This window comes from Chryseobacterium sp. GW821-FHT04C04 (genome assembly GCF_059420365.1).
Genome location: NZ_JBWKTO010000001.1, coordinates 778,347 through 800,127 on the forward strand (window position 1 = coordinate 778,347; position 21,781 = coordinate 800,127).

At 35.7% G+C, this 21,781-nt stretch carries 23 protein-coding genes; 12 read left to right on the plus strand and 11 right to left on the minus strand.

Annotated elements, in window-relative coordinates:
- Positions 1-120: 120 nt before the first annotated feature.
- The 5 genes from AC07UM_RS03550 to dnaA form a co-directional block, all read right to left on the minus strand.
- Positions 121-1,920: a lytic polysaccharide monooxygenase gene (locus AC07UM_RS03550; protein ID WP_494682447.1), complete on the minus strand. Its 1,800-nt coding sequence runs from the start codon at positions 1,918-1,920 to the stop codon at positions 121-123.
- Between the two features lie 484 nt (positions 1,921-2,404).
- The gene (locus AC07UM_RS03555; protein WP_494682446.1) at positions 2,405-3,103 is read right to left on the minus strand and encodes an SAM-dependent methyltransferase; all 699 of its coding nucleotides are present in this window, start codon (positions 3,101-3,103) and stop codon (positions 2,405-2,407) included.
- A gap of 4 nt (positions 3,104-3,107) precedes the next feature.
- The gene (locus tag AC07UM_RS03560; RefSeq protein WP_494682445.1) at positions 3,108-3,608 is read right to left on the minus strand and encodes a Cif family virulence factor; all 501 of its coding nucleotides are present in this window, start codon (positions 3,606-3,608) and stop codon (positions 3,108-3,110) included.
- 5 nt (positions 3,609-3,613) lie between these two features.
- Positions 3,614-4,063, minus strand: coding sequence for a low molecular weight protein-tyrosine-phosphatase (locus AC07UM_RS03565; RefSeq protein WP_494682444.1), 450 nt, complete (start codon positions 4,061-4,063; stop codon positions 3,614-3,616).
- Between the two features lie 101 nt (positions 4,064-4,164).
- The gene (gene dnaA / locus AC07UM_RS03570) at positions 4,165-5,619 is read right to left on the minus strand and encodes a chromosomal replication initiator protein DnaA (RefSeq protein WP_109738306.1); all 1,455 of its coding nucleotides are present in this window, start codon (positions 5,617-5,619) and stop codon (positions 4,165-4,167) included.
- Between the two features lie 135 nt (positions 5,620-5,754).
- On the opposite strand from dnaA, the gene AC07UM_RS03575 reads away from it, so the two are divergent.
- From AC07UM_RS03575 to AC07UM_RS03595, 5 genes are all read left to right on the plus strand, one after another.
- The gene (locus AC07UM_RS03575; RefSeq protein ID WP_494683059.1) at positions 5,755-6,165 is read left to right on the plus strand and encodes an acyl-CoA thioesterase; all 411 of its coding nucleotides are present in this window, start codon (positions 5,755-5,757) and stop codon (positions 6,163-6,165) included.
- 285 nt (positions 6,166-6,450) lie between these two features.
- On the plus strand, positions 6,451-7,299 hold the full coding sequence (gene pheA / locus AC07UM_RS03580) for a prephenate dehydratase (protein WP_494682443.1): 849 nt from the start codon (positions 6,451-6,453) through the stop codon (positions 7,297-7,299).
- Between the two features lie 362 nt (positions 7,300-7,661).
- Positions 7,662-8,372, plus strand: coding sequence for a hypothetical protein (locus tag AC07UM_RS03585; protein ID WP_494682442.1), 711 nt, complete (start codon positions 7,662-7,664; stop codon positions 8,370-8,372).
- Between the two features lie 109 nt (positions 8,373-8,481).
- Positions 8,482-10,716 (plus strand): DUF2339 domain-containing protein, encoded by a 2,235-nt coding sequence (locus tag AC07UM_RS03590; RefSeq protein WP_494682441.1) that lies wholly within the window; start codon positions 8,482-8,484, stop codon positions 10,714-10,716.
- Between the two features lie 113 nt (positions 10,717-10,829).
- Positions 10,830-11,267, plus strand: coding sequence for a hypothetical protein (locus AC07UM_RS03595; protein ID WP_494682440.1), 438 nt, complete (start codon positions 10,830-10,832; stop codon positions 11,265-11,267).
- Between the two features lie 49 nt (positions 11,268-11,316).
- Here the strand turns inward: AC07UM_RS03595 and AC07UM_RS03600 are convergent, their stop codons facing one another.
- A complete protein-coding gene (locus AC07UM_RS03600) occupies positions 11,317-12,594 on the minus strand; it encodes a replication-associated recombination protein A (RefSeq protein WP_494682439.1) in 1,278 nt (425 codons plus the stop codon).
- Positions 12,595-12,695: 101 nt separating this feature from the next.
- On the opposite strand from AC07UM_RS03600, the gene yidD reads away from it, so the two are divergent.
- Positions 12,696-12,947, plus strand: coding sequence for a membrane protein insertion efficiency factor YidD (gene yidD / locus AC07UM_RS03605; protein ID WP_047423501.1), 252 nt, complete (start codon positions 12,696-12,698; stop codon positions 12,945-12,947).
- 444 nt (positions 12,948-13,391) lie between these two features.
- Positions 13,392-14,240 (plus strand): prolipoprotein diacylglyceryl transferase, encoded by an 849-nt coding sequence (gene lgt / locus AC07UM_RS03610; RefSeq protein WP_494683058.1) that lies wholly within the window; start codon positions 13,392-13,394, stop codon positions 14,238-14,240.
- Positions 14,241-14,358: 118 nt separating this feature from the next.
- On the opposite strand, the gene AC07UM_RS03615 is transcribed toward lgt, so the two are convergent.
- Positions 14,359-15,876: an NAD(P)H-hydrate dehydratase gene (locus tag AC07UM_RS03615; protein WP_494682438.1), complete on the minus strand. Its 1,518-nt coding sequence runs from the start codon at positions 15,874-15,876 to the stop codon at positions 14,359-14,361.
- 257 nt (positions 15,877-16,133) lie between these two features.
- Here AC07UM_RS03615 and mscL point away from each other — a divergent pair, with 257 nt between their 5' ends.
- A complete protein-coding gene (mscL, locus tag AC07UM_RS03620; RefSeq protein ID WP_494682437.1) occupies positions 16,134-16,511 on the plus strand; it encodes a large conductance mechanosensitive channel protein MscL in 378 nt (125 codons plus the stop codon).
- Between the two features lie 66 nt (positions 16,512-16,577).
- Here mscL and AC07UM_RS03625 read toward each other — a convergent pair whose 3' ends face one another.
- Both AC07UM_RS03625 and AC07UM_RS03630 read right to left on the minus strand, forming a co-directional pair.
- On the minus strand, positions 16,578-17,537 hold the full coding sequence (locus AC07UM_RS03625) for a D-2-hydroxyacid dehydrogenase (protein ID WP_494682436.1): 960 nt from the start codon (positions 17,535-17,537) through the stop codon (positions 16,578-16,580).
- Between the two features lie 86 nt (positions 17,538-17,623).
- A complete protein-coding gene (locus tag AC07UM_RS03630; RefSeq protein ID WP_103235036.1) occupies positions 17,624-18,034 on the minus strand; it encodes an LNS2 domain-containing protein in 411 nt (136 codons plus the stop codon).
- Between the two features lie 291 nt (positions 18,035-18,325).
- On the opposite strand from AC07UM_RS03630, the gene idi reads away from it, so the two are divergent.
- From idi to gcvT, 3 genes are read left to right on the plus strand one after another with little or no spacing between them, the layout of a single operon-like run.
- A complete protein-coding gene (gene idi, locus AC07UM_RS03635) occupies positions 18,326-18,835 on the plus strand; it encodes an isopentenyl-diphosphate Delta-isomerase (protein WP_494682435.1) in 510 nt (169 codons plus the stop codon).
- Positions 18,835-19,308, plus strand: coding sequence for a hypothetical protein (locus tag AC07UM_RS03640; RefSeq protein ID WP_494682434.1), 474 nt, complete (start codon positions 18,835-18,837; stop codon positions 19,306-19,308). Before idi ends, AC07UM_RS03640 begins: the two co-directional genes overlap by 1 nt.
- A 9-nt stretch (positions 19,309-19,317) precedes the next feature.
- Positions 19,318-20,394: a glycine cleavage system aminomethyltransferase GcvT gene (gene gcvT, locus AC07UM_RS03645; protein WP_494682433.1), complete on the plus strand. Its 1,077-nt coding sequence runs from the start codon at positions 19,318-19,320 to the stop codon at positions 20,392-20,394.
- A 57-nt stretch (positions 20,395-20,451) separates the two neighbouring features.
- Here gcvT and AC07UM_RS03650 read toward each other — a convergent pair whose 3' ends face one another.
- Together AC07UM_RS03650 and AC07UM_RS03655 are read right to left on the minus strand one after the other, a co-directional pair.
- Positions 20,452-20,640 carry a hypothetical protein gene (locus AC07UM_RS03650; RefSeq protein WP_494682432.1) on the minus strand — a complete coding sequence of 63 codons (189 nt, stop codon included), beginning with the start codon at positions 20,638-20,640 and terminating at the stop codon, positions 20,452-20,454.
- Positions 20,641-20,800: 160 nt separating this feature from the next.
- Positions 20,801-21,157, minus strand: coding sequence for an arsenate reductase family protein (locus tag AC07UM_RS03655; protein ID WP_494682431.1), 357 nt, complete (start codon positions 21,155-21,157; stop codon positions 20,801-20,803).
- A gap of 121 nt (positions 21,158-21,278) precedes the next feature.
- On the opposite strand from AC07UM_RS03655, the gene AC07UM_RS03660 reads away from it, so the two are divergent.
- Entirely contained in the window at positions 21,279-21,746 is a 468-nt protein-coding gene (locus AC07UM_RS03660) for an acyl-CoA thioesterase (RefSeq protein WP_124536278.1), read from the plus strand.
- Positions 21,747-21,781: the final 35 nt, after the last annotated feature.

The following is a 21,781-nucleotide window of genomic DNA, read 5'->3' on the forward strand; positions in this document are numbered from 1 at the left end:
AATAGCCCTGTTAAGGGCTGTTAAATATTTTTATTGGAAAAGCTAAAAAAGGATGAGCTTTTCATAGAATAAAACCACCTTGCCGTCAAGGTGATTTTATTCTTATTTTAAATTGCTTTATTACTTTCGGATCGTTTTCGTTATGCTGCTTCCATCTTTATAATGAATTCTCACAAAATAAATTCCGGCTTGCAGATGACTGATATTAATACTGCTCTTTGTTGGGTTAACAGAAGAAAGCATCTGAAGTCCACCAGGATTAATTACCTCCACTCTACTCATTTTTCCATAATAATCTTCCGGCGAAAAACTGATCAGATGATCAGATACAATTATTGAAAGACCACCTTCTCTACTTGTAAGACCGGCCGTACAGCCTGGACCTTCTGTGCAGTCATTGATTACTTTCCAGACAGGATTACTTCCCGGAGTTTCTCCTGGATTAGCATACCATTTATTTTCCCATATTTTACAGGCATAGAAAACCTTTGTTCCTGCTGTTGAATACGTTTTTGCCGGATTATATTCTTGTGCACCACAATAAGTAACCGGACCGCTTGATTGACAACCGGGACCTTCTGTGCATGTGCTTACTTCCTCCCATACCATATTTATTCCTGGAAGCTCTCCAGGATTAGCATACCATTTATTTTTCCAGATTTTACAAGAGTAAAAAACTTTCGCCCCGGCTGTAGGATATGCATTGGCAGGATTATACTGTTCTGCTCCACAATACGTTTGACCATTCCCCGGTGTAATCTTCTTCGTTCTGACTTTTAATTCATTACTCATGTCAGAAATCTGATCGTTCATCGCCACAGATCTTATCGTATAACGATATTCCGTGTCTTCTGTTAATCCTACTCGTGAAAAACTTGTTTGAACGGTTTCTCCTACTTTGATCCCATTTTCAAATATCTGATAGTTTTTGATGCCTTGTGTATGGGTCGAAGCCATCCACATAAGTGAAACGGAGTTTTCAGTAACTCCCATTGAATGGAGGTTGGATGGTGCTGTAGGTTTTTCAATTGTCCCTTCAGTGTTTGTTTTTATATTGAGTGGCGTACTTTTCCCTGATGTGAGCCCTGAAGAACCTTTCGCCTGTACTTCATACGTATAAATCGTATTGGCAGTTAAGCCTGTATCTTCAAATGCAGCTCCACTTACCTGTTGTACACTTTGTCCATTGCGGAAAACAGTATAAGATACCGCATCTGGTTGTGGTGTCCAGCTTATTTTAGCAGAAGAACTGGTTACTCCTACCTGTGTTAATCCTGTAGGAGTAGCAGGTGCCGAAACTCCTGTTCCGGAAGTTACGTTAACGTCAATCACATTATAGAATGCATTAACGGTGTCTGCTACATCCCAAACCGCTAAAATAATATGGTACCCTGTACGGTTGGCAGGAACTGTAATCTGATGAGAAACATTATCCTGCGGTGGAGTACCATTATGCGCGATTGTACCAATCAGTTCAAGATCCTGGCGGGAAAGAGGTTTATTGGGGTCCCAGCCTTGCTTTGTCATGTAATAATGCCATTTTGCAGTCGCGTGATACGCCGAGTATTTCCAGATAAAGGCATTCACACCCGTGGTGATATTGGTTTTCTTCCACCTGTCGGCAGTCTGGAGATCCAGTGTAGTGTCTCCCCCTATGCTTCCATTAGCGGAAGCAATCTTTCCATCTGCCGGACCCAATGCAGGAAATCCTTTGGGTGCTTCCAGAGAACCTGGCTCATTAATTACAGAACCATATTTTCCAAATGCCACTGAATAGCCAAGCGAAGCTTTATCCAGACTTCCCTGATATCCTCTTGAGGCAGGACTTAGTACATATCCGTGTGCAGACAGATGAATTAAAGAAGGTACCAGCATCGCAAGCATGAGCAATACCGGAAAAAAAATTTTACGTGTCATCATATTTAAATATTTGGTGTTGATTTTATTGGATCAGTTTTGTATAAAAATGAATTTTTAAACCATTATACTTCGAATAACTAAAGGAATGCAAAGGATATGAGCTTAAATCTACCAAAACACTTACATTATAAAATATTTAATAAAAATCAAATTAAACAAAACGTATTAGTTAATATTTCAGGTTAAAACACAAAATAGCAATTCATAACATATTATTAACATATAATTACAATATTTTAAAACATAAAAATATGAAAAACAAAACAAATTAATCACATATTATTGAAATAAATTAAGTTTGAATCAAGATTAAAAAGCAGGAAGAGAGAAATGAAACTGGAAAACAATTTTAGTTCCATGATTTCTAAGGAATTAATAAAAACTCTTATAAATAAAAAAAGCTGGGAGATTGATCCGATGACCAATTCCCAGCTTGTAAGTCTAAAAAGACTCCTATTAATTTATGAACTATAAGGAGTGAAATCTATTTCCCCAGCACAAAAACGGCAGGGATTTTATGAAGTTCTGGCTTTTGTTTCTGCCAGTCTTTTATTGATTTTGTCTTAATGAATTCATGTTCAGGATCGTTGATATTTGCAGCGATACACAGCTTTGTATTCGGTGATAAAAACTTGCATAAATCTTCAAAAAGCGGGTTGTTTCTATACGGTGTTTCCATGAAAATCTGCGAATAGCCTGTTTTCTGAACAAGACTTTCGAGATTCATGATCTGTTTCTTTTTCTCTCCTTTCTCAATCGGAAGATAACCATTGAAGGTAAATTCCTGCCCATTGAATCCACTGGAGATCAACGCAAGAATAATAGATGAAGGCCCTGAGATCGGAATCACCCTGATGTTCTTCTCATGACACCATTTAACGATCAGGTTGCCAGGGTCTGCAATACAAGGCAGTCCTGCCTCAGATAACAATCCAAAGTCCTGCCCTTTCAGCATCAACTCCTGAGCTTCTTTGATATCTGCATTTTCCGTGTATTTATCCAACAAGAAAAGCTTCAGATCCGCCTGTTTCTTTTCCGGAGCAAAAAATTTCACAACCTTTCTCGCTGTTTTTTCATTTTCTACGAAGAAATAATCCGTTTGCATGATGTAATCCTTCAAAACAGGTGAAAAGTGGTTGATAGAAGTATTTTCTGATAAGTAAGCAGGGAGTAAAAAAAGCATTGTATTATTTTTTAGTTCTTTCGTTTAATGTAGGTTGTGGGAAATATTTTGTCAAATCCATAGAAAAGGTAACGGAGGTGATTTTCCAGGTTCCGTTGATCTTCATTAATGTCCAGATCTCCTTTCCCCAGTTTTCCATTTTACCGTCGTACCAAAAGCTGTAATCGAAATTGGCAGAGGCTATTGCTCCATCTTCTACAATCTTAATATTATCAAATTTTTCTTCAGATTTATCATCTTTAAAACTTTTGATAAAAGCTTTATAATCATCGGCAAAATAGTAATCCGCTTTAGGATTTTTCTCAAGACGTTTGGCCTGTGTTCTGTCTTTATAAATACCGGTCCAGAGCACTGGTTCCTGGAACAATGCAAGATATTTGGTTTCATCTCTGGATTTAATACATCCCATGAAGTCATCCATTACTTTACGGATTTCTGTTTCATCTTTGGTTTGGGCAAAGGAAAAATTAATGCTTAATAAAAGCAGTAAAAACAGCTTTTTCATGATTATTATTTTGAAATTTGGTTTCTGATAGCGTCGCATCCTTTATCTAAAAGCAAGAAAACACTTTCAAAATCTTTCATGTCACCCCAATATGGGTCCGGAACCTCAGCATTTTTGTGATCTCCCAATGTTTCTAAGAATAATGATACTTTCTGGCGTTCTTCTTCATTTTTAGTTTTTGAAATTACATCTTCCAATACATCAATATCCATACAATAGATCTTATCAAAGATTGCAAAATCTTTCCTTGTGATGGGTCTTGATCTTTGGCCGGATATATCAATATTATGATTGGCAGCAGTTTTAATGGCTCTTTTATCAGGGTGTTCACCTTCATGCATTGAAATGGTTCCCGCAGAATCTACCACATAATGATCTGGTAGTTTTGCTTTCATAATACCTTCCGCCAAAGGGCTTCTGCATATATTCCCCAGACAAACCATTAATATTTTCATATCCTGTTTTATTTAAAAAGAGTCTTTTATCATGACAAAACTAAATAAAAAATGAAGAATACAACTATCCTTCATTTTAATTTATTTCAGTTCAACACTGTTTATTGTTTGATTCTTTCTGTAAGGTCTTTTACGTATTTCTTGATTTCTTTATCAATTTTCGATACGTCTTTGATGGTATCACAAGCATACATTACTGTCGAGTGGTCTTTACCTCCCATTTCCTCACCGATTTTACTAAATGTAGAATTGGTTAATTCTTTAGAGAAGTACATGGCAAGCTGTCTTGGTAATGCAATCTCTCTTTTTCTTGTTTTTGAAAGTAATTGTTCTTTTTTGATTCCAAAATAATCACATACCACTTCCTGAATGTAAGGAATATTGATAATTTTTTTCTGGTTGGCAGCAATTCTGTTGATAGTCTCTTTCAACAATTCAAGACTCAGGTCTCTCTTATATACTGTAGAGTAAGCGATCACAGAGTTGATTACCCCGATTAGTTCTCTTACATTGGTTTTTGTTTCCACAGCAAGGAAGTCCAGCATATCTCCTGGAAGAACGATTCCGTCTCTGCTGAGTTTATCTTCAATGATTTGTCTTCTTGTAGATAGATCCGGAGATTTGATTTCTGCAGAAAGTCCCCATTTGAAACGGGAAACAATCCTGTCCTGAATATCCATAATATCTGCAGGCGCTTTATCAGAAGTAAGGATAATCTGCTTTCCATTCTGATGCAGGTGATCAAAAATATGGAAGAAGCTATCCTGTGTTGCTGATTTTCCTGATAAGAACTGGATATCATCAATGATCAGTACATCTACCATTTGGTAGAAGTTGGCAAACTCAGTTTGTTTGTGTGCTTTGGCAGCAGAGATAAACTGCTGGATAAATTTTTCAGAAGACAGATAAAGAACTACTTTGTCTGGAAACTGATTTTTTACTTCAAGACCAACAGCCTGTCCTAAGTGCGTTTTTCCAACTCCATACCCTCCATATAAGAATAATGGGTTGAAAGCTGTTGCACCAGGTCTTTTTGCAATGGATCTGGCTACAGTGGCTGCGAATTTATTGCTTTCTCCTTCTACATAACTATCAAAAGAATAGTCAGGTTTCAGGTTAGAATCTATATTTACTTTTCTTATTCCAGGAACCACAAAAGGATTTACAATATTTGCAGAGAAACCTTGTGGCATTGTTTCCTGAGTTTTTGGAGTGGGAACACTTTGTCCCTTGATGTTCATGGTAACCGGTTTTTCTTCACCTTTTGGTCTGTTTTCCATCACAGAATACCATAATTTCACTCCTTTTCCTATATTTTTCTTCAGGGCAGCAGAAAGCAAGGATAAGTAATTGTCCTCAATATATTCCTTGTAAAAATCACTCGGTACGATAAGTGTAAGATTGTTAGCTACTAGTGAAAGCGGCTGAATCTTATCAAATAACATATCGAAAGATTTTTCAAGTTTTTTCAGGTCAGAATTGTCTTCAGCTGCGTTCAGGTTATCACGCATAAACTGAAGGCATTTCTGCCATATCATCATTAAATTGTCATCCATTTTTATGCCCCGATTATTCTTTGTTTGTACTGTGTTTAGAAGGAAGACAAAGGTCCAATTTTTTCTTTTCAAAAAAAAATATTGCAGCTATTGATTATTTAAAAATATATTTGTATGTATAATTTAGCACCTAAAATGATACACACAACACACTCAATACGAGTACGTTACGCAGAGACAGACCCGATGAAATATGTATACTATGGCAACTACGCAGAGTATCTCGAAGTGGGAAGAGTGGAGCTCTTCAGAAGCATAGGAATTTCATACGATGAAATTGAAAACCAAGGAATTTGGCTTCCGGTTTCAGAATATAAAATTAAATATATCCGACCAGCTTTGTATGATCAAAAATTAGAAATTCATACGTATGTCAAAAAAATTCCGGGAGTGAGGATTGATTTTGAATATGAAATTTACAATGAAGAGCATATTAAAATAACAGAAGCTTCCACTACTCTATTTTTTCTGGATGCAAAAACGAATAAGGTCATCAAGTGCCCGGATTTTTTGATGGAAATGATTGAGAAGAATTGGAAGGGGTAAATGGCGGGTAATAGATGTTAGGTAGCAGGTTGTAGGGATTAGGGAAAATACTCTGTCGAATATTAATGGAGGACTGTTGATGTCAACAGTGAATTTTTGAATGAAGAGCCAAGATTCAATAACCAATAAAACAAGATTAGAGATCCAAAAAGTGACTCCCAGCCAAAAAAACAGCTGCCAACACCTTTAAATTTTAAATCTAAAACATTGAACATTGAGTTTCATTTATGAATTAATTCGCACCTTTGTACCTTTATTTTAATCACTCCTATATATATTAATATTATGAAGATTGCATTTTTGGGACCCCACGCCAGTTTTACCCAGCTTGCCGCGGCACAGCTTTTTCCTGATAATGAGCTATTACCACAAGCCAGTATTCTGGATTGTTTTAATGCTGTTGAAAATGGGGAAGCAGTAAAAGCGGTTGTGCCCTTGGAAAACTCTATTGAGGGAACCGTTTCGATGACGCTGGACTATTTATATAAGACCCCGTCTATTAAGATTGAAGCAGAAGCCGTAATGCCTATTGCACACCACCTGATGATTCATCCGGAAAATTCTATTGAGAATATTGAAAGAATATATTCACATCCACAAGCTCTTGCACAAAGCTTCCATTTTCTGGATACTCATTATAAAGAGATCCCTAAACAAGACTTTTCTTCTACAGCTGCCGCTGCAAAATTTGTTTCAGAGAACAAGGATATTACTATTGCAGCAGTAGCCAACCAATTTGCAGCCAATTTATATGGATTGAAGATTATCAACCGAAATATTCAGGATTTTGAACAGAACCACACCCGGTTTATCATCATCTCTAAGCAGCAGAACAAATATCAAAATGATAATCTGGAAACTTTGGGTGAAAAATCAGGGATGCTGATCACTCTTCCTGAAGATCACCCCGGTGGATTACATCAGGTTTTATCAGTTTTTGCATGGAGAAAGATGAACCTCAGCAAAATTGAATCCAGAACATTGAAAACAGGACTGGGCAATTATTTCTTTTTTATCAATGTCGAAGGGCCGTGGAAAGAAGTTCTACATGGCAATGCGCTTAAAGAGCTAGAATCTATCCATGCCAATGTTGATTTTCTTGGAAACTATAAAGAATTTCTCTTAGAAAGCTAAAAAAAAGCAATACATCTACTAAAACACTGTCCAAAAGGCAGTGTTTTTTTATTATAAAACTAGCTAATACATAGAAAAAGGCAATTCTTTTATAGCAAATATTCTGCTGGTTAAGCCTATTCTAAGCAAAAAAATAACCCACCATTAAGGGAGAATTATTTTTTATTAAAACCCTTATAAACAGACAATTAATTAAAAAATAATTATAATAACTCGTAATTATATTATGAGATAAAATCATTTAAAATATAAACATATGTTTAAATACATTACAACATATTAACAATAAAAATAAAATATTCACAATGTAGAGTATAATTTTTATTGTATATTTGCTAAGCAACTAATTAAAAATCTTGATCATGAAAACTAAACTTTACAGCTTAATGTTAGCATGCGCAGCCATCCCTTTATTTTCACAGGTTGGTATCAACACAAGCACACCATCCGCAACACTAGACGTTAACGGAACATTAAAAGTTCGAGACATCCCGGAAGCCACTGCACTCCCTGGATATCAGGTTTTAGCAGTTAATCAGGGAAGCACTCAGGTTTATTCCGTGGATCCAGCTCTATTAATAGCCGCTTCAGGAAGTAACACTACGATATATTCTGCAAAAAAAACTACAGGCATCAGCCTTCTTTCTGTAGGTGTATTGGGAGATTTCAAACCTGTTAACTTTCTAGCAGCCGAAAGAACCTTAGGTAGTGCAGCTTTATTCAATGATACCACTTCATCTTATACAATACCATCAGACGGAGTATACGCTGTATCCTATTCATTCCGTTTTGGAACAGGATTACAAGCTTCTTTGTTAAGTGGCGGTACTGGTATTGGAATCACCAGAACAAGAGGTGCTGGAGCCGGAGTTACTACATTAATAGACTCCCGTCTTTTCAGTGGTGTCAATCTTCTAGTGGCTAGTTTAACTATCTCGGACAGTTATATTAATGCACTCTATTCTTTTCAGGCAGGTGATAGAGTAAACTTTGGATTTATTGATCCAGGTATTAGCTTATCGCTATTATCAACAAGTACTACATCTTTCTCCATTTACAAAATATCAAACTAGTAAAACATATTGTTAGTTATCTATACCGTTAACCCATCACAATTTCAGTGATGGGTTAATTTTTCAATAGCTTCTCAAACATTTCTTTATATTTGATAAAAACTATGAAATGAATGAATTTGTTGCTGTCATCATAATCGTTATTATTTTCATCATTTTCAATAACCTGAATACCAAAATCAGAAAACTTGAAAAGGAAATCTCAGACCTCACTTATAAAATCAATAAGGTTCAGGCTCCGTCTGAAGTGATTGATAAAAAAACTTCAACGGAAGAAACTATTATTCCACAGCAAGTACAAGCTCAGCAAATCTATCATGAGGGGGTAAAGCATCGTGAAGAACATCAGGAAGTCCCCATACCAGTTCAAAAAGACTGGGTGACCCCTGTTTTTGATTTTTTAAAACAAAACATCCTTACCATTATTGGTATTTTTACCCTTGTTCTGGGCATTGGTTATTTTGTAAAGTATGCCATTGATAAAAACTGGATCGGAGAAACAGCAAGAGCAGGAATTGGATTGTGTACTGGAGTTGGTATTGTCCTTATTGGTCATTTCCTAAGAAAAAATTATACCACATTCGCATCTATCATAACAGGAGGGGGGATTGCAGTTTTATATTTCACCGCTACTATTGCTTTCCGTGAGTACCATCTCTTCACCCAAAATACAGCTTTTATCATCACTGCACTGATTACTGCAGTATCTATTCTTCTATCCTATTATTATAAGAGTGAAGTATTGATTATTTTTTCATTAATAGGCGGCTTCACTGCTCCTTTGATGATCAGTACCGGACACAGCAATTATCTTTTCCTTTTCATTTACATCAGTTTACTCAATATAGGAATGCTTGCGGCAACATTGCTGCAACATTGGAAAAGTATTGGATGGACAGCTTATCTATTCACTACCCTTTATCTTTTATACTGGACTGCTGATCATCCTGAACTTTTGAGTATTCTATTCTATATCATTAGCTATATCATATTCTATGTTTTTGCCCTATATGAGTACTTTAGGAAAAATACGCTTTCCGTTTCGAGTATTCTCATGCTTGCTCTGATTAATTTTTCAAGCATTATTGGCCTCATTTATACATTTAATGAATTAAAATATGAGCCTGCAACCCTCTTCCCGATAGCTTTTGCATTGATCAACGCTATTCTTTTCTTCAGGGAATATGGACGAAAAAATCATGGTTCCGCTTATTCTGTATTTGCAGGAATAACAATAAGTTTAATTACTACAGCTGTTGCTATACAGTTCAAAACCCACCTCATCACAAGCGTGTGGGCAGTAGAAACAGCGTTACTTCTTTTTATCTGGAAAAAAACAGGTCAACGAATTTTCAAAATCTGTTTTTACGTTCTTTTCCCGTTAGTTATTATTGCTCAGATGATTACCTGGGCTGAATATTCTGACACAAAGAATCTTGGTATCATTTTCAATCCGGTATTTTTGACCAGCCTGGTTACTATTGCTTCAACAGTCATCAATCTATTTATATTAAAGAACACCAAGAAAGAAAAAGAAGAAAATACAGGCAACTTTCCGGAAGACCTTATTACCGTGGTCAGCTACGGGGTTATTTACACCGCTCTCCTTCTGGAAATCGTTTATCATATCTCCGATATGCCCTGGGCAGCCATTATCAACGCAGGATTGTTATACAGTATCTTCTACCTCTTTGTTCTGCTGCTTTTCAGAAAGAATTTAAAGATCAGTAACGGTTTTCAAAATGCATTGATTTATCTGTTTCTTTTTCTACTGACCCTGAATATCTCTTTTTCAACATCTTCTGTAGTGACCGCTGTTTTATCAAAAAAATTGCAGCCTGGTTTCTATCTGCTGCATCTTCTTCAGTGGATTCTTTTTATATATGCATATGTTAGGATTATCCCTTTTTCAGAATTTCACAAACGTAAAGTGTCTTATTGGGTCCTTTCATTCGCTTTAATCATTTCCATAAGCTGCGAGCTTCACCACTCCTATGTTTTAAGTATTTCCAATGATATTCAACATTCCTATAAAGTAAGTGAACATTTTAATATTCTTTATTTACCTATCATATGGACAATTCTTGCCAGTATTTTTATTTATATTGGTTTAAAGAAGAACATTCAGGAATACAATAAGATTGGTTTTGCCTTAGTAGGTCTTATGGTAGTAAAGCTTTATGGTTACGACGTATGGCAAATGGACAATATCTCAAGAATCAGCGCCTTCATCATTCTTGGAATAATCTTATTATTAAGTTCTTTCACTTTCCAGCGTTTGAAAAATATTATCAGAAATATGGTTGATAAAAAAGATAAAAGCGAAGAAACCACTGATTTATAATGAGTATAAATGTTTTTATCTCTAAATAAAGTTTAAAACAATTCAAGATTTTATTCACATTTTATAAAAAATAACTATATTTATCACGTTTTTAACAGTTACATATTCTGATTATGAAAAAATTACTCTATTCTTTTTTACTACTATCTTCTGCCACTTTATTTGCACAGCAAAAAAATCCCGCTGTAAAGTTTGCAGTTGCTGACAATGCCATTGGAACAGTAGAACTGTTCAATGCAAGAAAAAATGTATTGCAGGTTTCTAAAGTATACAATACTCCGGCAAGCCTTCCCCAAAGTTTAAAAAAATACAGTTCTGTTTTTACAAAAGGGGTGACTGAATACAAATTCAAAAACGGAGAAAATATATTTGACAGAATGCCATTATCTGACATCAACGTACAATATAATGTTCCGGCAGATACTCCTGTATTTATTGAAGGATATGAATTTACGGATACAAGCACTGTGATTTATCCTGAGATCAAGAAAAGAGCAGAAACAAAAGATTACAACGGTAAGAAAACGTTATTTATTTACACTACCGAATAATTGAATACTATAAAAAAGGATCCTGTTTTGCAGCATCCTTTTTTTATTTCTAATATTTATTGTTCCATTTTTTCTTGAGCTCTTCGTAAATTTTCTTTTCCGTGGAATTATTACCTGGTTCATACAGTTTTATATTTTTGACTTCCTCAGGAAGAAAGTCCTGGTCTACAAAATTCCCTTCATAAGAATGGGCATACTTATATTCTTTCCCATAATCAAGATCTTTCATCAGCTTTGTAGGAGCATTTCTCAGATGAAGAGGAACAGGCAGATTTCCGGTCTGTTTCACCAAAGCCAGTGCTTCGTTAATCGCCATATAAGCTGAATTGCTTTTTGGAGAAACTGCCAGGTATATAGCCGTTTCACTTAAAATAATTCTTGCTTCAGGATTCCCGATCACATTCACAGCCTGGAAACAATTATTGGCAATCACCAATGCATTCGGATTAGCAAGTCCGATATCCTCAGATGCCAGAATAAGCATCCTCCGGGCAATAAATTTAATATCCTCTCCCCCGGCAATCATCCTCGCCAGCCAATACACAGCACCGTTAGGATCACTTCCCCTCATCGATTTGATAAAGGCTGAAATAATATCATAATGCTGTTCCCCGTTTTTATCATAAAGAGCCATTGTTTCCTGAAGGACTTCAAGAACATCGGAATTGATAATTTCTGTGGTTGTTGAATTTCTATACTGATTCAAAACCAGCTCTACAGAATTGATCAGTTTTCTGGCATCACCGCCTGAATATTGAATGAAAGCTTCTTTCTCAAGGATTTTAAAGTCAGTTCCTTCCTCTTTATTGTATCTTTCGGAAGCAATATCAATCAATTCTTCCAGCTTTTCATAGCTTAAAGCTTTTAAAATATACACCTGGCTTCTTGAAAGCAATGCCGAAACTACCTCAAAACTTGGATTTTCTGTGGTGGCTCCTATCAAAACAATCCAGCCTTTTTCCACCGCATGCAGCAATGAGTCCTGTTGAGACTTGTTGAACCTGTGAATCTCATCAATAAATAAGATGGGGGATTTTCCAGAAAACAAATTTTGTTTCTTAGCATCTTCAATAACATCCCGTACATCTTTCACTCCAGAAGAAACTGCAGAAAGCTTATAGAATTTTCTTCCCGACTGCTCCGAAATAATCTCGGCCAATGTTGTTTTTCCTGTACCGGGAGGCCCCCAAAGGATCAGCGAATTCAGGGCATTATTTTCAATCATTTTCCTGATCGTTCCTCTATCTCCGGTAAGATGCTCCTGTCCCAATACATCGTTCAGGGTTTTGGGTCTTAATTTTTCAGCTAATGGAATATTTTGATTCAAAGTAATTCTATTTTTTAGATCAATGTTCCGGATTTCCGATCTCCGAAACTTATAACAAATTTAAACTAATTTTCATTTTTTTACCCTATTTTTGCATTGTTTTGAAACTTACATTCAATAAAATCATTACATTTCCGCTGGTAATTTTGATCAAATTTTACCAATGGTTCATCTCGCCCTTACTTCCCAAAAACTGCCGTTACGAACCCACCTGTTCACATTATATGATCGAGTCACTTCGTGTTCATGGAATTTTTAAAGGTTTCTGGCTGGGATTTAAAAGAATTTTAAGATGTCATCCATGGGGAGGCAGCGGTTACGATCCCGTTCCACCCAAACATAAATGTCAATAATCAAACTATTAAATCAATAGAAAAATGAATACTATTTTTTTCAGAATTTATCTTGTGCTATTTGCGTTCATGACGCAGCTTCTCTTTGCACAGGAATACCCTGGAGGTTTATCTGACGGAACTTTAGATATCAACGGAAACAATGTTCCTGTAAAAATCTATTCAACCACTGAGTTGGGAGATCTGAGTACTTTTCCAGACAGAGAAACAGATAAAAGCCCATCTCTTGTTGTCATTCTTAATGAATCCAATTTTGAGCCTACTCATTATGGTATTTCAACGTTGGCAAGATTCAAAGATTCAAAATACCAGTTTTTTGATAAAAACTTTAAGCTGATTGATACATCTGCTACTCCTGAAAATATTACGACATTCAAATATGCCGTGAAAACAGTGAAGCCAATCACTGATTCTGATAAGGTAACGCTTGAAACTCCGTTTAAAATATGGGACCCTTCAAAAGGTCTTCATATCGGATCATTTACGCTTCATTTTTATAGCTTGATGTTTGTATTTGCTTTTGGATTTGGATATATTTTAATGACCAGAATCTTTAAGATTGATAATATAAACCAGAAATATCTGGAGCCTCTTTTCACATTTACATTGATAGGAACGATCCTGGGAGCAAGGTTAGGGCATGTCATATTTTACCAGCCTGAATTATTTAAAGAAGATTTCTGGAGTGTATTTTTACCGATCAGTACAAAAAACGGGTTGAAATTTACCGGGTTTTCAGGGTTAGCAAGCCACGGAGCTACCATCGCACTTATCCTTACGACTCTTTATTACTCATATAAGATTATCAAGAAAAATCCTTTCTGGGTATATGACAGATTGGGAATTGTAGTGTCATTGGGAGGTGCATTTGTGAGAATGGGGAATTTTTTCAATTCTGAAATTGTTGGAAAACCGGCAGATCCAAATTCTCCGTTTGCTTTACTTTTTCCACAGCAAAGCAGTGAATATGGTCTTACCGTACCACGTTATCCAAGCCAATTATTTGAAGCTGTAGGATATGTTCTGTTGTTCATTTTATTGTGGATCTTATACAGAAAAACGGATAAAAAATATCAGCAGGGCTGGTTATTCGGTCTGTTCTTTATCATTCTTTGGGCTATCAGATTCTTTGTTGAGTTCCTTAAAGAACCGCAAGGAGATGAGTTTATCCAGATAGGTGGTTTGAACACAGGTCAGGTTCTTTCTATTCCTTTTATGATTGCAGGAGTTGTAATTATGATTGTTTCTAAAAAATTCAAGATCACTCAGGCAGAAAACGAAAAACCTGAATAAATTTCAGCAAAAGAACGAAACCGCTAAAAAGCTAAAGAGGCAGATTTGTAAAATTACAAATCTGCCTCTTTTATTTTATAGATCTTGAAAGCCATTTTACTCATTGCTTTTTTATTGATTATAAATTCCTCACTACCCTCCTGTTCAGTTCATCAAAAACATTCCCGAATTCATCAATAACATCAGTAGGCAGCATCGATTCTTTTGAATATTTTTCTGAAGCAAGATCAGCAGCTTTTCCATGCAGCCACACTCCCAAAATACAGGTATGTTCTTCGCAATATCCTTGTGCTAACAGCGAAGTCAGGATTCCGGTAAGAATATCTCCGCTGCCTCCTTTTGCAAGACCTGCATTTCCGGTTATATTGTAAAATACATTTCCTTCCGGAGTAATAATTTGGGTATGGTGATCTTTCAGGACAATAAAAACACTATATTCTTTTGCTTTTTCTTTGGCAAGTTCAAGCCTTTTAAAAGAGTTTTCTGTACTGCCAAAAAGCCTTTCAAACTCTTTTGGATGAGGGGTGATAATTGATTTTTTTGGGATTAATTTCAGGTTTTTCGGATTTTCAGCAATGATATTTAAAGCATCAGCATCCAGAATCAAAGGTTGGGTATAGTTTTTCAGAAAATTCAAAAAGCTTTTCCCGGTATCTGAATCGGTTCCCAAGCCAGGTCCTATTCCGCAAGTGAAATCTTTATCAATTTCAAAATTTGTTACAAACTTCCCTCCTCCTTCTATGAACATCGCTTCAGGACATGAAGTCTGCAGTATTTCATATCCACATTCCGGAGCTAATGTAAAGGTAAGTCCTGCTCCCGTTTTTAAAGCTGATTTTGTAGCGAGTACCACTGCTCCTATTTTCCCATAACTTCCCCCTATAATTGCAGCTTTGCCATAGGTTCCTTTATGAGAAAATTCTTGTCTGGGGATGAATATCGGCTCTATCAATTGATCATCGATTACAAAATATTCAGCATCAGCTGTATCAGCATATGCTTTACTCAAATCAATATCCAGTACGTCTACTTTTCCTGTATATTTACCCGTTTCAGGATGAAGAAAAGTTCTTTTCCAGCATTGAAAAGTCAGGGTATAATCAGCTTTCAGAATAACAGCATTATTATCGAACATTTCATCTGCAGGCAGCCCTGAAGGCACATCAATGGAAATCTTAATATTCTTCTTTTGATTCAGTTTTTCAACAAGTATTTTATGGTCTCCTTCCAACGGCCGAGACAATCCAGTTCCCAAAAGGGCATCTATAATGATGGTTTTATCATCGAAATTATATGGCTCGTTATGATCAAATTTTCTGACCGAAATTCCTGATATATCCCGAAGTCTTTTGAGATTGACAGAAGCATCTTCTGAAAATTTCTTTTTGGAATCACTTATAAATAGATCCACATCAAAACCTTTCAGATAAAGCATTCTTGCCACCGCCAGTCCATCCCCTCCATTGTTTCCGTTACCACAAAATATGGCCAGCTTTTTGTGATTTTTACAATGTTCAGAAATCCAGTGGGCAACAGCCATCGAAGCTCTTTCCATCAATTGAATAGACGAAATGGGCTCATGAGAAATGGTAAATTGATCCCAGCTGCGTATTTGTTCTGCGGTGAAAATTTTCATAAGTAAATTAAACTTTTAAGCAAATTACAAAAGATTTTTCATTATGATATCACGTCGTTAATAAAAATAAGGAGGTACCATGAATGAGATAAAAGATCTCTATAAAGCCAAAATATTCATTAAAACAGATTATAAATATTCAATAGAAAATTCAATAGAAAATTCAATATTTTGGGAATAAAAAACTATAAAAAGTAGTGTTTTTTACATTTTTTAATTATATTTTTGTGTATATACTAATTAAAAAAATATAAATTATGGGATTTGTTAAAGAATTTAAAGAGTTTGCCTTTAAGGGAAATGTTCTCGATCTTGCTGTCGGTGTGATCATTGGTGCTGCATTTGGAAAAATTGTTTCGTCTTTAGTAGAAGATGTAATCACTCCACTGATATTAAATCCGGCATTGAAAGCAGCGGGAGCAGAAAACATTGCAAAACTTACGTGGAATGGTGTTGCTTATGGAAATTTCCTTTCAGCAGTAATCAGTTTCCTATGTATTGCTATAGTTCTTTTCTGGATCATCAAGCTAGCTAATAAAGTTAACAAAAAAGAAGCCCCAGCTCCTGCAGGACCTACAGATGATCAAAAATTACTGACAGAGATCAGAGATTTATTGAAAAGCAAAAATATATAATCTGTACATAACAGCTTAAACATAAAAAGCACCTCCATGGAGGTGCTTTTGTTATATCGTTTCAAATTATTGAATCTGTAAGATACTTGAAATCTGCTCTGCAAGGGAAAGCCCGATTCTGTCCTGTGCCTCAAGAGTAGAAGCTCCGGTGTGAGGGGTAAGAGAGATTTTAGAGTGATGAAGGATTTCCTTAGAAGGGGTTGGCTCGTTAATGAAAACATCCAGTCCTGCAAATCTTACTTTACCGGAATCCAATGCATGGATCAAAGCTGTTTCATCAATAACACCTCCTCTTGAACAGTTGACAATAGCCACTCCGTTTTTCATCATATCAAATTCATTCTGACCAATCATATATCCGTCTTTCTGTGCCGGAACATGCAGGGTAATAAAGTCTGAATGTTTCAAAACCTCTTGCAGGGGTTCAGTTTCTATATCAACATTAATGAACTGATTATTGTAAAACTTCACTTTGATACTGGCTTTTCCTATATTATTATCAGCAGCAACCACTCTCATCCCAAGTCCTAAAGCAATTCTTGCCACTTCCTGTCCGATTCTTCCCATTCCGATGATACCGATGGTTTTTCCTCTCAATTCAATCCCGGCAGCATATGCTTTTTTAAGACCTCCAAATTCCGTATCTCCTACCAAAGGCATTTTTCTGTTGGAGTCCTGAAGAAATCTCGCTCCGGAAAATAAATGGGCAAAAACAAGTTCAGCCACCGATTCTGAAGAAGCGGAAGGCGTATTGATCACGTGAATCCCCTTTTCTCTTGCGTAGTCTACATCAATATTATCCATACCTACTCCCCCTCTACCAATGATATCGATGGATGGGCAATTGTCTATAATATCTTTTCTTACCTGTGTAGCACTTCTCACCAGCAGGGTGCGGATTTTATGCTCATTAATATAATCTACCAAAAATTCCTGTGGAACTTTTGTAGTGATCACCTCAAAGCCTTTTTCTGTCAATGCATCAATTCCAGATTGATCCAGGCCGTCGTTTGCTAAAACTTTCATAAAATATCAAGTATATTAAAAAATGAAAGATTTAAAAATTAAAGGAGCAGGTTCACATTTAATCTTTAAATCTTTGAATTATATTTTTATTCGCCGTCTTCTTTGAATACTTCAATGGTGACTTGTTTTTCTACCAAATCCGTAAATCTTCCTTTATATCTTGTAGCTCTTACCAAGTGATTGTCTATCCAGTGATAATTTCCTCCTCTCGGTTTTCCGCAAAGCACACTATGGTATTTGAAACCATGCTTATCCAGCCAGTCTATGGTGATTTGTTTTAGATTTTCGGTTCTTGAAGTAAAAAAGCAGATCTGATGTCCTTCGTCATACCATTTGTTGACAGTTTCCAGTGCATCAGGATAGGGTTCGCAGGTAACCATTCTTTCCGGTTCTTCGTTGGGAACGTCATCAGTAATGGTTCCGTCGATATCTATTAAGTAATTTTTTGTTCCATCCTTTAGAATAGGACTAATGTGTTCAATGTATTCTAATTCCATTACTAAATATTAAGTAACAAAGTTAGCGCTTTTACAACTATCAGGCATATTAATCTTACTTTATGTTAAAATTTTACTACAAAAACTATTATTTAAAGAATAATATCAATATTTTATTAATCATTTCATAGCAAATAGTTAAAATTTTTCGTTTTATATTTTCTTTTTAGTGAATAATTGAATTTACCTATAAACCTTCTTTATTCCTTCCTCTTGATATCCCTATTACAAAAAGTATGATGTTTATCTAAAAATTTCCAAAATACATTTATTACTCTTACATTTGTAGGAATGGAAGAATTTGTTGTTTTAGTAAATCCTGAAGATGAAGTTATGGGGCTGATGGAAAAACAGCAGGCTCACATCAACGGCCTGTTACATCGCGCTTTTTCTGTATTTCTTTTCAATAATAAAGGAGAAATGCTTGTTCAGAAAAGAGCTTCAGGAAAGTACCATTCTCCTAACCAATGGACTAATGCCGTGTGCTCACACCCAAGAGCAGGAGAAACTTATAAGGAAGGGGCTGTCCGCAGACTGAAAGAAGAGCTGGGAATAGAGGCCGAGCTTTCAGAAAAATTCAATTTTATATACAAAGCAGATGTAGGTGGTGGTCTTTGGGAACACGAGCTGGATCATGTATTTGTGGGAAACCATGAAGCTGATTTCAATTTAAATAAAGAAGAAGTGGAAGAGGTACGATTCATTTCCATAGAAGATCTGGATAAAGAAATTTCTGAACACCCTGAAAACTTTACAGAATGGTTCAAAATCATCCTGGAAGAATATAAACACCATTTTTAATGATGAAAAAAATATTGTTTTTTTCTGCTCTTTTGATAGCAAATTTATTTTTTGGACAAAAGGGAAAAGTATATGAAAATTCCAACTACTCCATTAATGTTCCTGATGGCTGGAAATCTACCAATGATAGTGAGATCATCAACATTTTTCCTACCAGCCAGATAGGCGCTATTACCATTTCGGAATATCATGATTTACCACTTCCAAAAGAAGAAGTAAAAAAATTCATCCTGGCACTTTATCAATCAGAAGATCAGGAGAATAAAGTAAAAGATAAAAAGAGCCAAAAAGGATATACAGAATACCTATATGAGCACTTTGATGAAAAAGAAAAGCTGTTCTGGATAACCAAAGCTTTTCAAAAAGACAAAAACTTATATTTAGTTTCCATCAATTGTGGCCAGAAATTCTGGAACGGAAACTATATGACCTTATTCAATGAGACTTTTAACAGTTTTAAAATAAAGAAATAAAAATTAAATATGAAGAAAACAGCCTTGTACGACAAACATGTTTCTTTGGGAGCTAAGATCGTACCTTTCGCAGGTTTTGAAATGCCTGTTCAATATTCAGGAGTTACAGAAGAGCATTTTGCAGTAAGAGAAAAAGCAGGATTATTTGATGTTTCCCACATGGGACAGTTTTTCATCGAAGGGCCAGGTTCAAAAGACCTTTTACAATTTGTAACGACCAATAACGTTGACGCGCTTGAAAACGGAAAAGCTCAGTATTCTTGTCTTCCAAACGAAAACGGAGGAATTGTAGACGACCTTATCGTTTACAAAATGGAAGATGACAAATATTTCGTGGTGGTAAACGCTTCCAATATTGACAAAGACTGGAATCATATTTCAAAATATAATACTTTCGGAGCTAAAATGACCAATGCTTCTGATGAAATGTCTCTATTGGCAGTTCAGGGACCTAAAGCTACTGAAATCCTTCAAAAGCTTACGGAAGTAAATCTTTCAGAAATTCCTTACTACCATTTTACAGTAGGAACTGTTGCCGGAGAAAATGATATCATCATTTCGAACACAGGATACACAGGAAGTGGTGGTTTTGAGATCTATTTTAACAATGAAAGTGCTGAAAAACTTTGGGATGCCGTAATGGAAGCAGGTAAAGAAGAAGGAATTATTCCTTGTGGATTGGCATCCAGAGATACTTTAAGATTAGAAAAAGGGTTCTGTCTTTACGGAAATGACATCGATGATACGACTTCTCCTATTGAAGCTGGTTTAGGATGGATCACCAAGTTTGATAAGGATTTCGTTTCTAAAGACGTTTTCGCAAAACAAAAAGAAGAAGGAGTTACCAGAAAATTAGTTGGTTTTGAATTGACAGACAAAGGAGTTCCAAGACATGATTATCCTGTGGTAGATGCAGAAGGAAACGTAATCGGAAAAGTAACTTCAGGAACACAGTCTCCTATGAAGAAAGTAGGTTTAGGTCTTGCGTATGTAGACAAGCCTTATTTCAAATTAGGTTCTGAGATCTTCATTCAGGTAAGAAATAAGAACATTCCTGCAAAAGTAGTGAAGGCTCCTTTTATATAGTCTGTTCTAAAAATAATGAAAAGAGGTTGTAATTGAATTACAACCTCTTTTTTGTGTTTAATTGCAGATACAGCAGATCTTTCTGTCCGGCGAGCAGGCATCCCCTACACCAGGTGTATTAGAAATCACTCCCCCAGCAGGACCACATAAAGTAAAGCAGTTAGCCACAGGAGGTCTTAGCCCTCCATTGATTTTCTTCAGCTCAGATCTGTTAAGATTCTTTGTTTTTAAAAAGTTTGTTTTCATATTATAAATTTTGGTGATTATAAATATAAGTATTTTTGACAGATAAAACACCTTAAAAAATAAACATCATATTGAAAATCAAATATTTAAATTAAAAAAGCTATGCTCAGCAATTGAACATAGCAGAATATACTATTGACTGTATTTTTCAGTCGTTAATCTATGGGTTTACTCCAAAAAATGTTTGAAGAGCTTCCACATTTGTCTTATCATTTCCTACAAAAATCTCCTGATCTGTGATGAAAACAGGACGCTTTAAAAACGTATAATGATCCAACAGTAATTCTTTAAACTCTTTTTCTGTTAAAGATTTCACATCCAAACCTCTCAATTTGATCTGCGTAGACTTTCTACTGAATAATGCCTCGTATGATTTTGTTTTCTTATACATCTCGGCCAATTCTTCTTTAGTAATCGGCGCTTTTTTGATTTCGCGAAGTTCCCAGTCTGTAAGGTCAAATTGGGCTAAAATTTTTCTGCAGGTATCACATGTGTTGAGATAAAATACTTTCTTCATTTCTATTTCTAAATCTTTTATTTGTTACAATTCTCTTTCATTGAAAGTTTCGTCTTTCAAAAGTAGGATTTAATCTAAAACTTTGGAAATTATTAAATAACTTTATTAAAATTTTATAAAGATGCAGAACAAGCCTATTACGTTTCAGTTTATTTCAGAACCTTCAGATGTTAATTACGGAGGAAATGTACATGGAGGAAGCGTTATGAAATGGATTGATCAGGCGGGTTATGCGTGTGCAACGACCTGGAGTGGTAATTATTCTGTCACAGTCTATGTAGGCGGAATCCGTTTTTATGACCCAATCAAAATCGGGGAAGTCGTAAAAGTAGATGCCCAGGTGATCTATACCGGAACTTCAAGCATGCATATTGCGATCAATGTTTTTTCAAGAAACCTGAAACAGCCCACTTTTGAGAAAAAAACCCATTGTATCATCGTTTTTGTTGCCGTAGATGAAAATGGTAAAAAACTTCCTGTGCCCAAATGGATCCCAACAACTGAAGAGGAAAAGCAGCAGGAAATATATGCTAAACGCCTGATGGAACTGAGAACCCAGATTGAGGATGAAATGAAGCCGTTTTTGTAGAACTGAAATGCGGGTTTTGGAATTCTCAGTTCAAA

Coding starts and splice junctions, on each gene's coding strand:
- idi (WP_494682435.1), top strand. CDS start 18,326: ATGGAAGAATTTGTTGTTTTAGTAAATCCTGAAGATGAAGTTATGGGG.
- AC07UM_RS03650 (WP_494682432.1), bottom strand. CDS start 20,640: ATGAAAACAAACTTTTTAAAAACAAAGAATCTTAACAGATCTGAGCTG.
- AC07UM_RS03630 (WP_103235036.1), bottom strand. CDS start 18,034: ATGGAATTAGAATACATTGAACACATTAGTCCTATTCTAAAGGATGGA.
- dnaA (WP_109738306.1), bottom strand. CDS start 5,619: ATGGATGACAATTTAATGATGATATGGCAGAAATGCCTTCAGTTTATG.
- AC07UM_RS03625 (WP_494682436.1), bottom strand. CDS start 17,537: ATGAAAGTTTTAGCAAACGACGGCCTGGATCAATCTGGAATTGATGCA.
- AC07UM_RS03565 (WP_494682444.1), bottom strand. CDS start 4,063: ATGAAAATATTAATGGTTTGTCTGGGGAATATATGCAGAAGCCCTTTG.
- AC07UM_RS03615 (WP_494682438.1), bottom strand. CDS start 15,876: ATGAAAATTTTCACCGCAGAACAAATACGCAGCTGGGATCAATTTACC.
- mscL (WP_494682437.1), top strand. CDS start 16,134: ATGGGATTTGTTAAAGAATTTAAAGAGTTTGCCTTTAAGGGAAATGTT.
- AC07UM_RS03660 (WP_124536278.1), top strand. CDS start 21,279: ATGCAGAACAAGCCTATTACGTTTCAGTTTATTTCAGAACCTTCAGAT.
- pheA (WP_494682443.1), top strand. CDS start 6,451: ATGAAGATTGCATTTTTGGGACCCCACGCCAGTTTTACCCAGCTTGCC.
- AC07UM_RS03595 (WP_494682440.1), top strand. CDS start 10,830: ATGAAAAAATTACTCTATTCTTTTTTACTACTATCTTCTGCCACTTTA.
- AC07UM_RS03575 (WP_494683059.1), top strand. CDS start 5,755: ATGATACACACAACACACTCAATACGAGTACGTTACGCAGAGACAGAC.
- AC07UM_RS03555 (WP_494682446.1), bottom strand. CDS start 3,103: ATGCTTTTTTTACTCCCTGCTTACTTATCAGAAAATACTTCTATCAAC.
- AC07UM_RS03550 (WP_494682447.1), bottom strand. CDS start 1,920: ATGATGACACGTAAAATTTTTTTTCCGGTATTGCTCATGCTTGCGATG.
- AC07UM_RS03640 (WP_494682434.1), top strand. CDS start 18,835: ATGATGAAAAAAATATTGTTTTTTTCTGCTCTTTTGATAGCAAATTTA.
- AC07UM_RS03590 (WP_494682441.1), top strand. CDS start 8,482: ATGAATGAATTTGTTGCTGTCATCATAATCGTTATTATTTTCATCATT.
- AC07UM_RS03560 (WP_494682445.1), bottom strand. CDS start 3,608: ATGAAAAAGCTGTTTTTACTGCTTTTATTAAGCATTAATTTTTCCTTT.
- AC07UM_RS03655 (WP_494682431.1), bottom strand. CDS start 21,157: ATGAAGAAAGTATTTTATCTCAACACATGTGATACCTGCAGAAAAATT.
- gcvT (WP_494682433.1), top strand. CDS start 19,318: ATGAAGAAAACAGCCTTGTACGACAAACATGTTTCTTTGGGAGCTAAG.
- AC07UM_RS03585 (WP_494682442.1), top strand. CDS start 7,662: ATGAAAACTAAACTTTACAGCTTAATGTTAGCATGCGCAGCCATCCCT.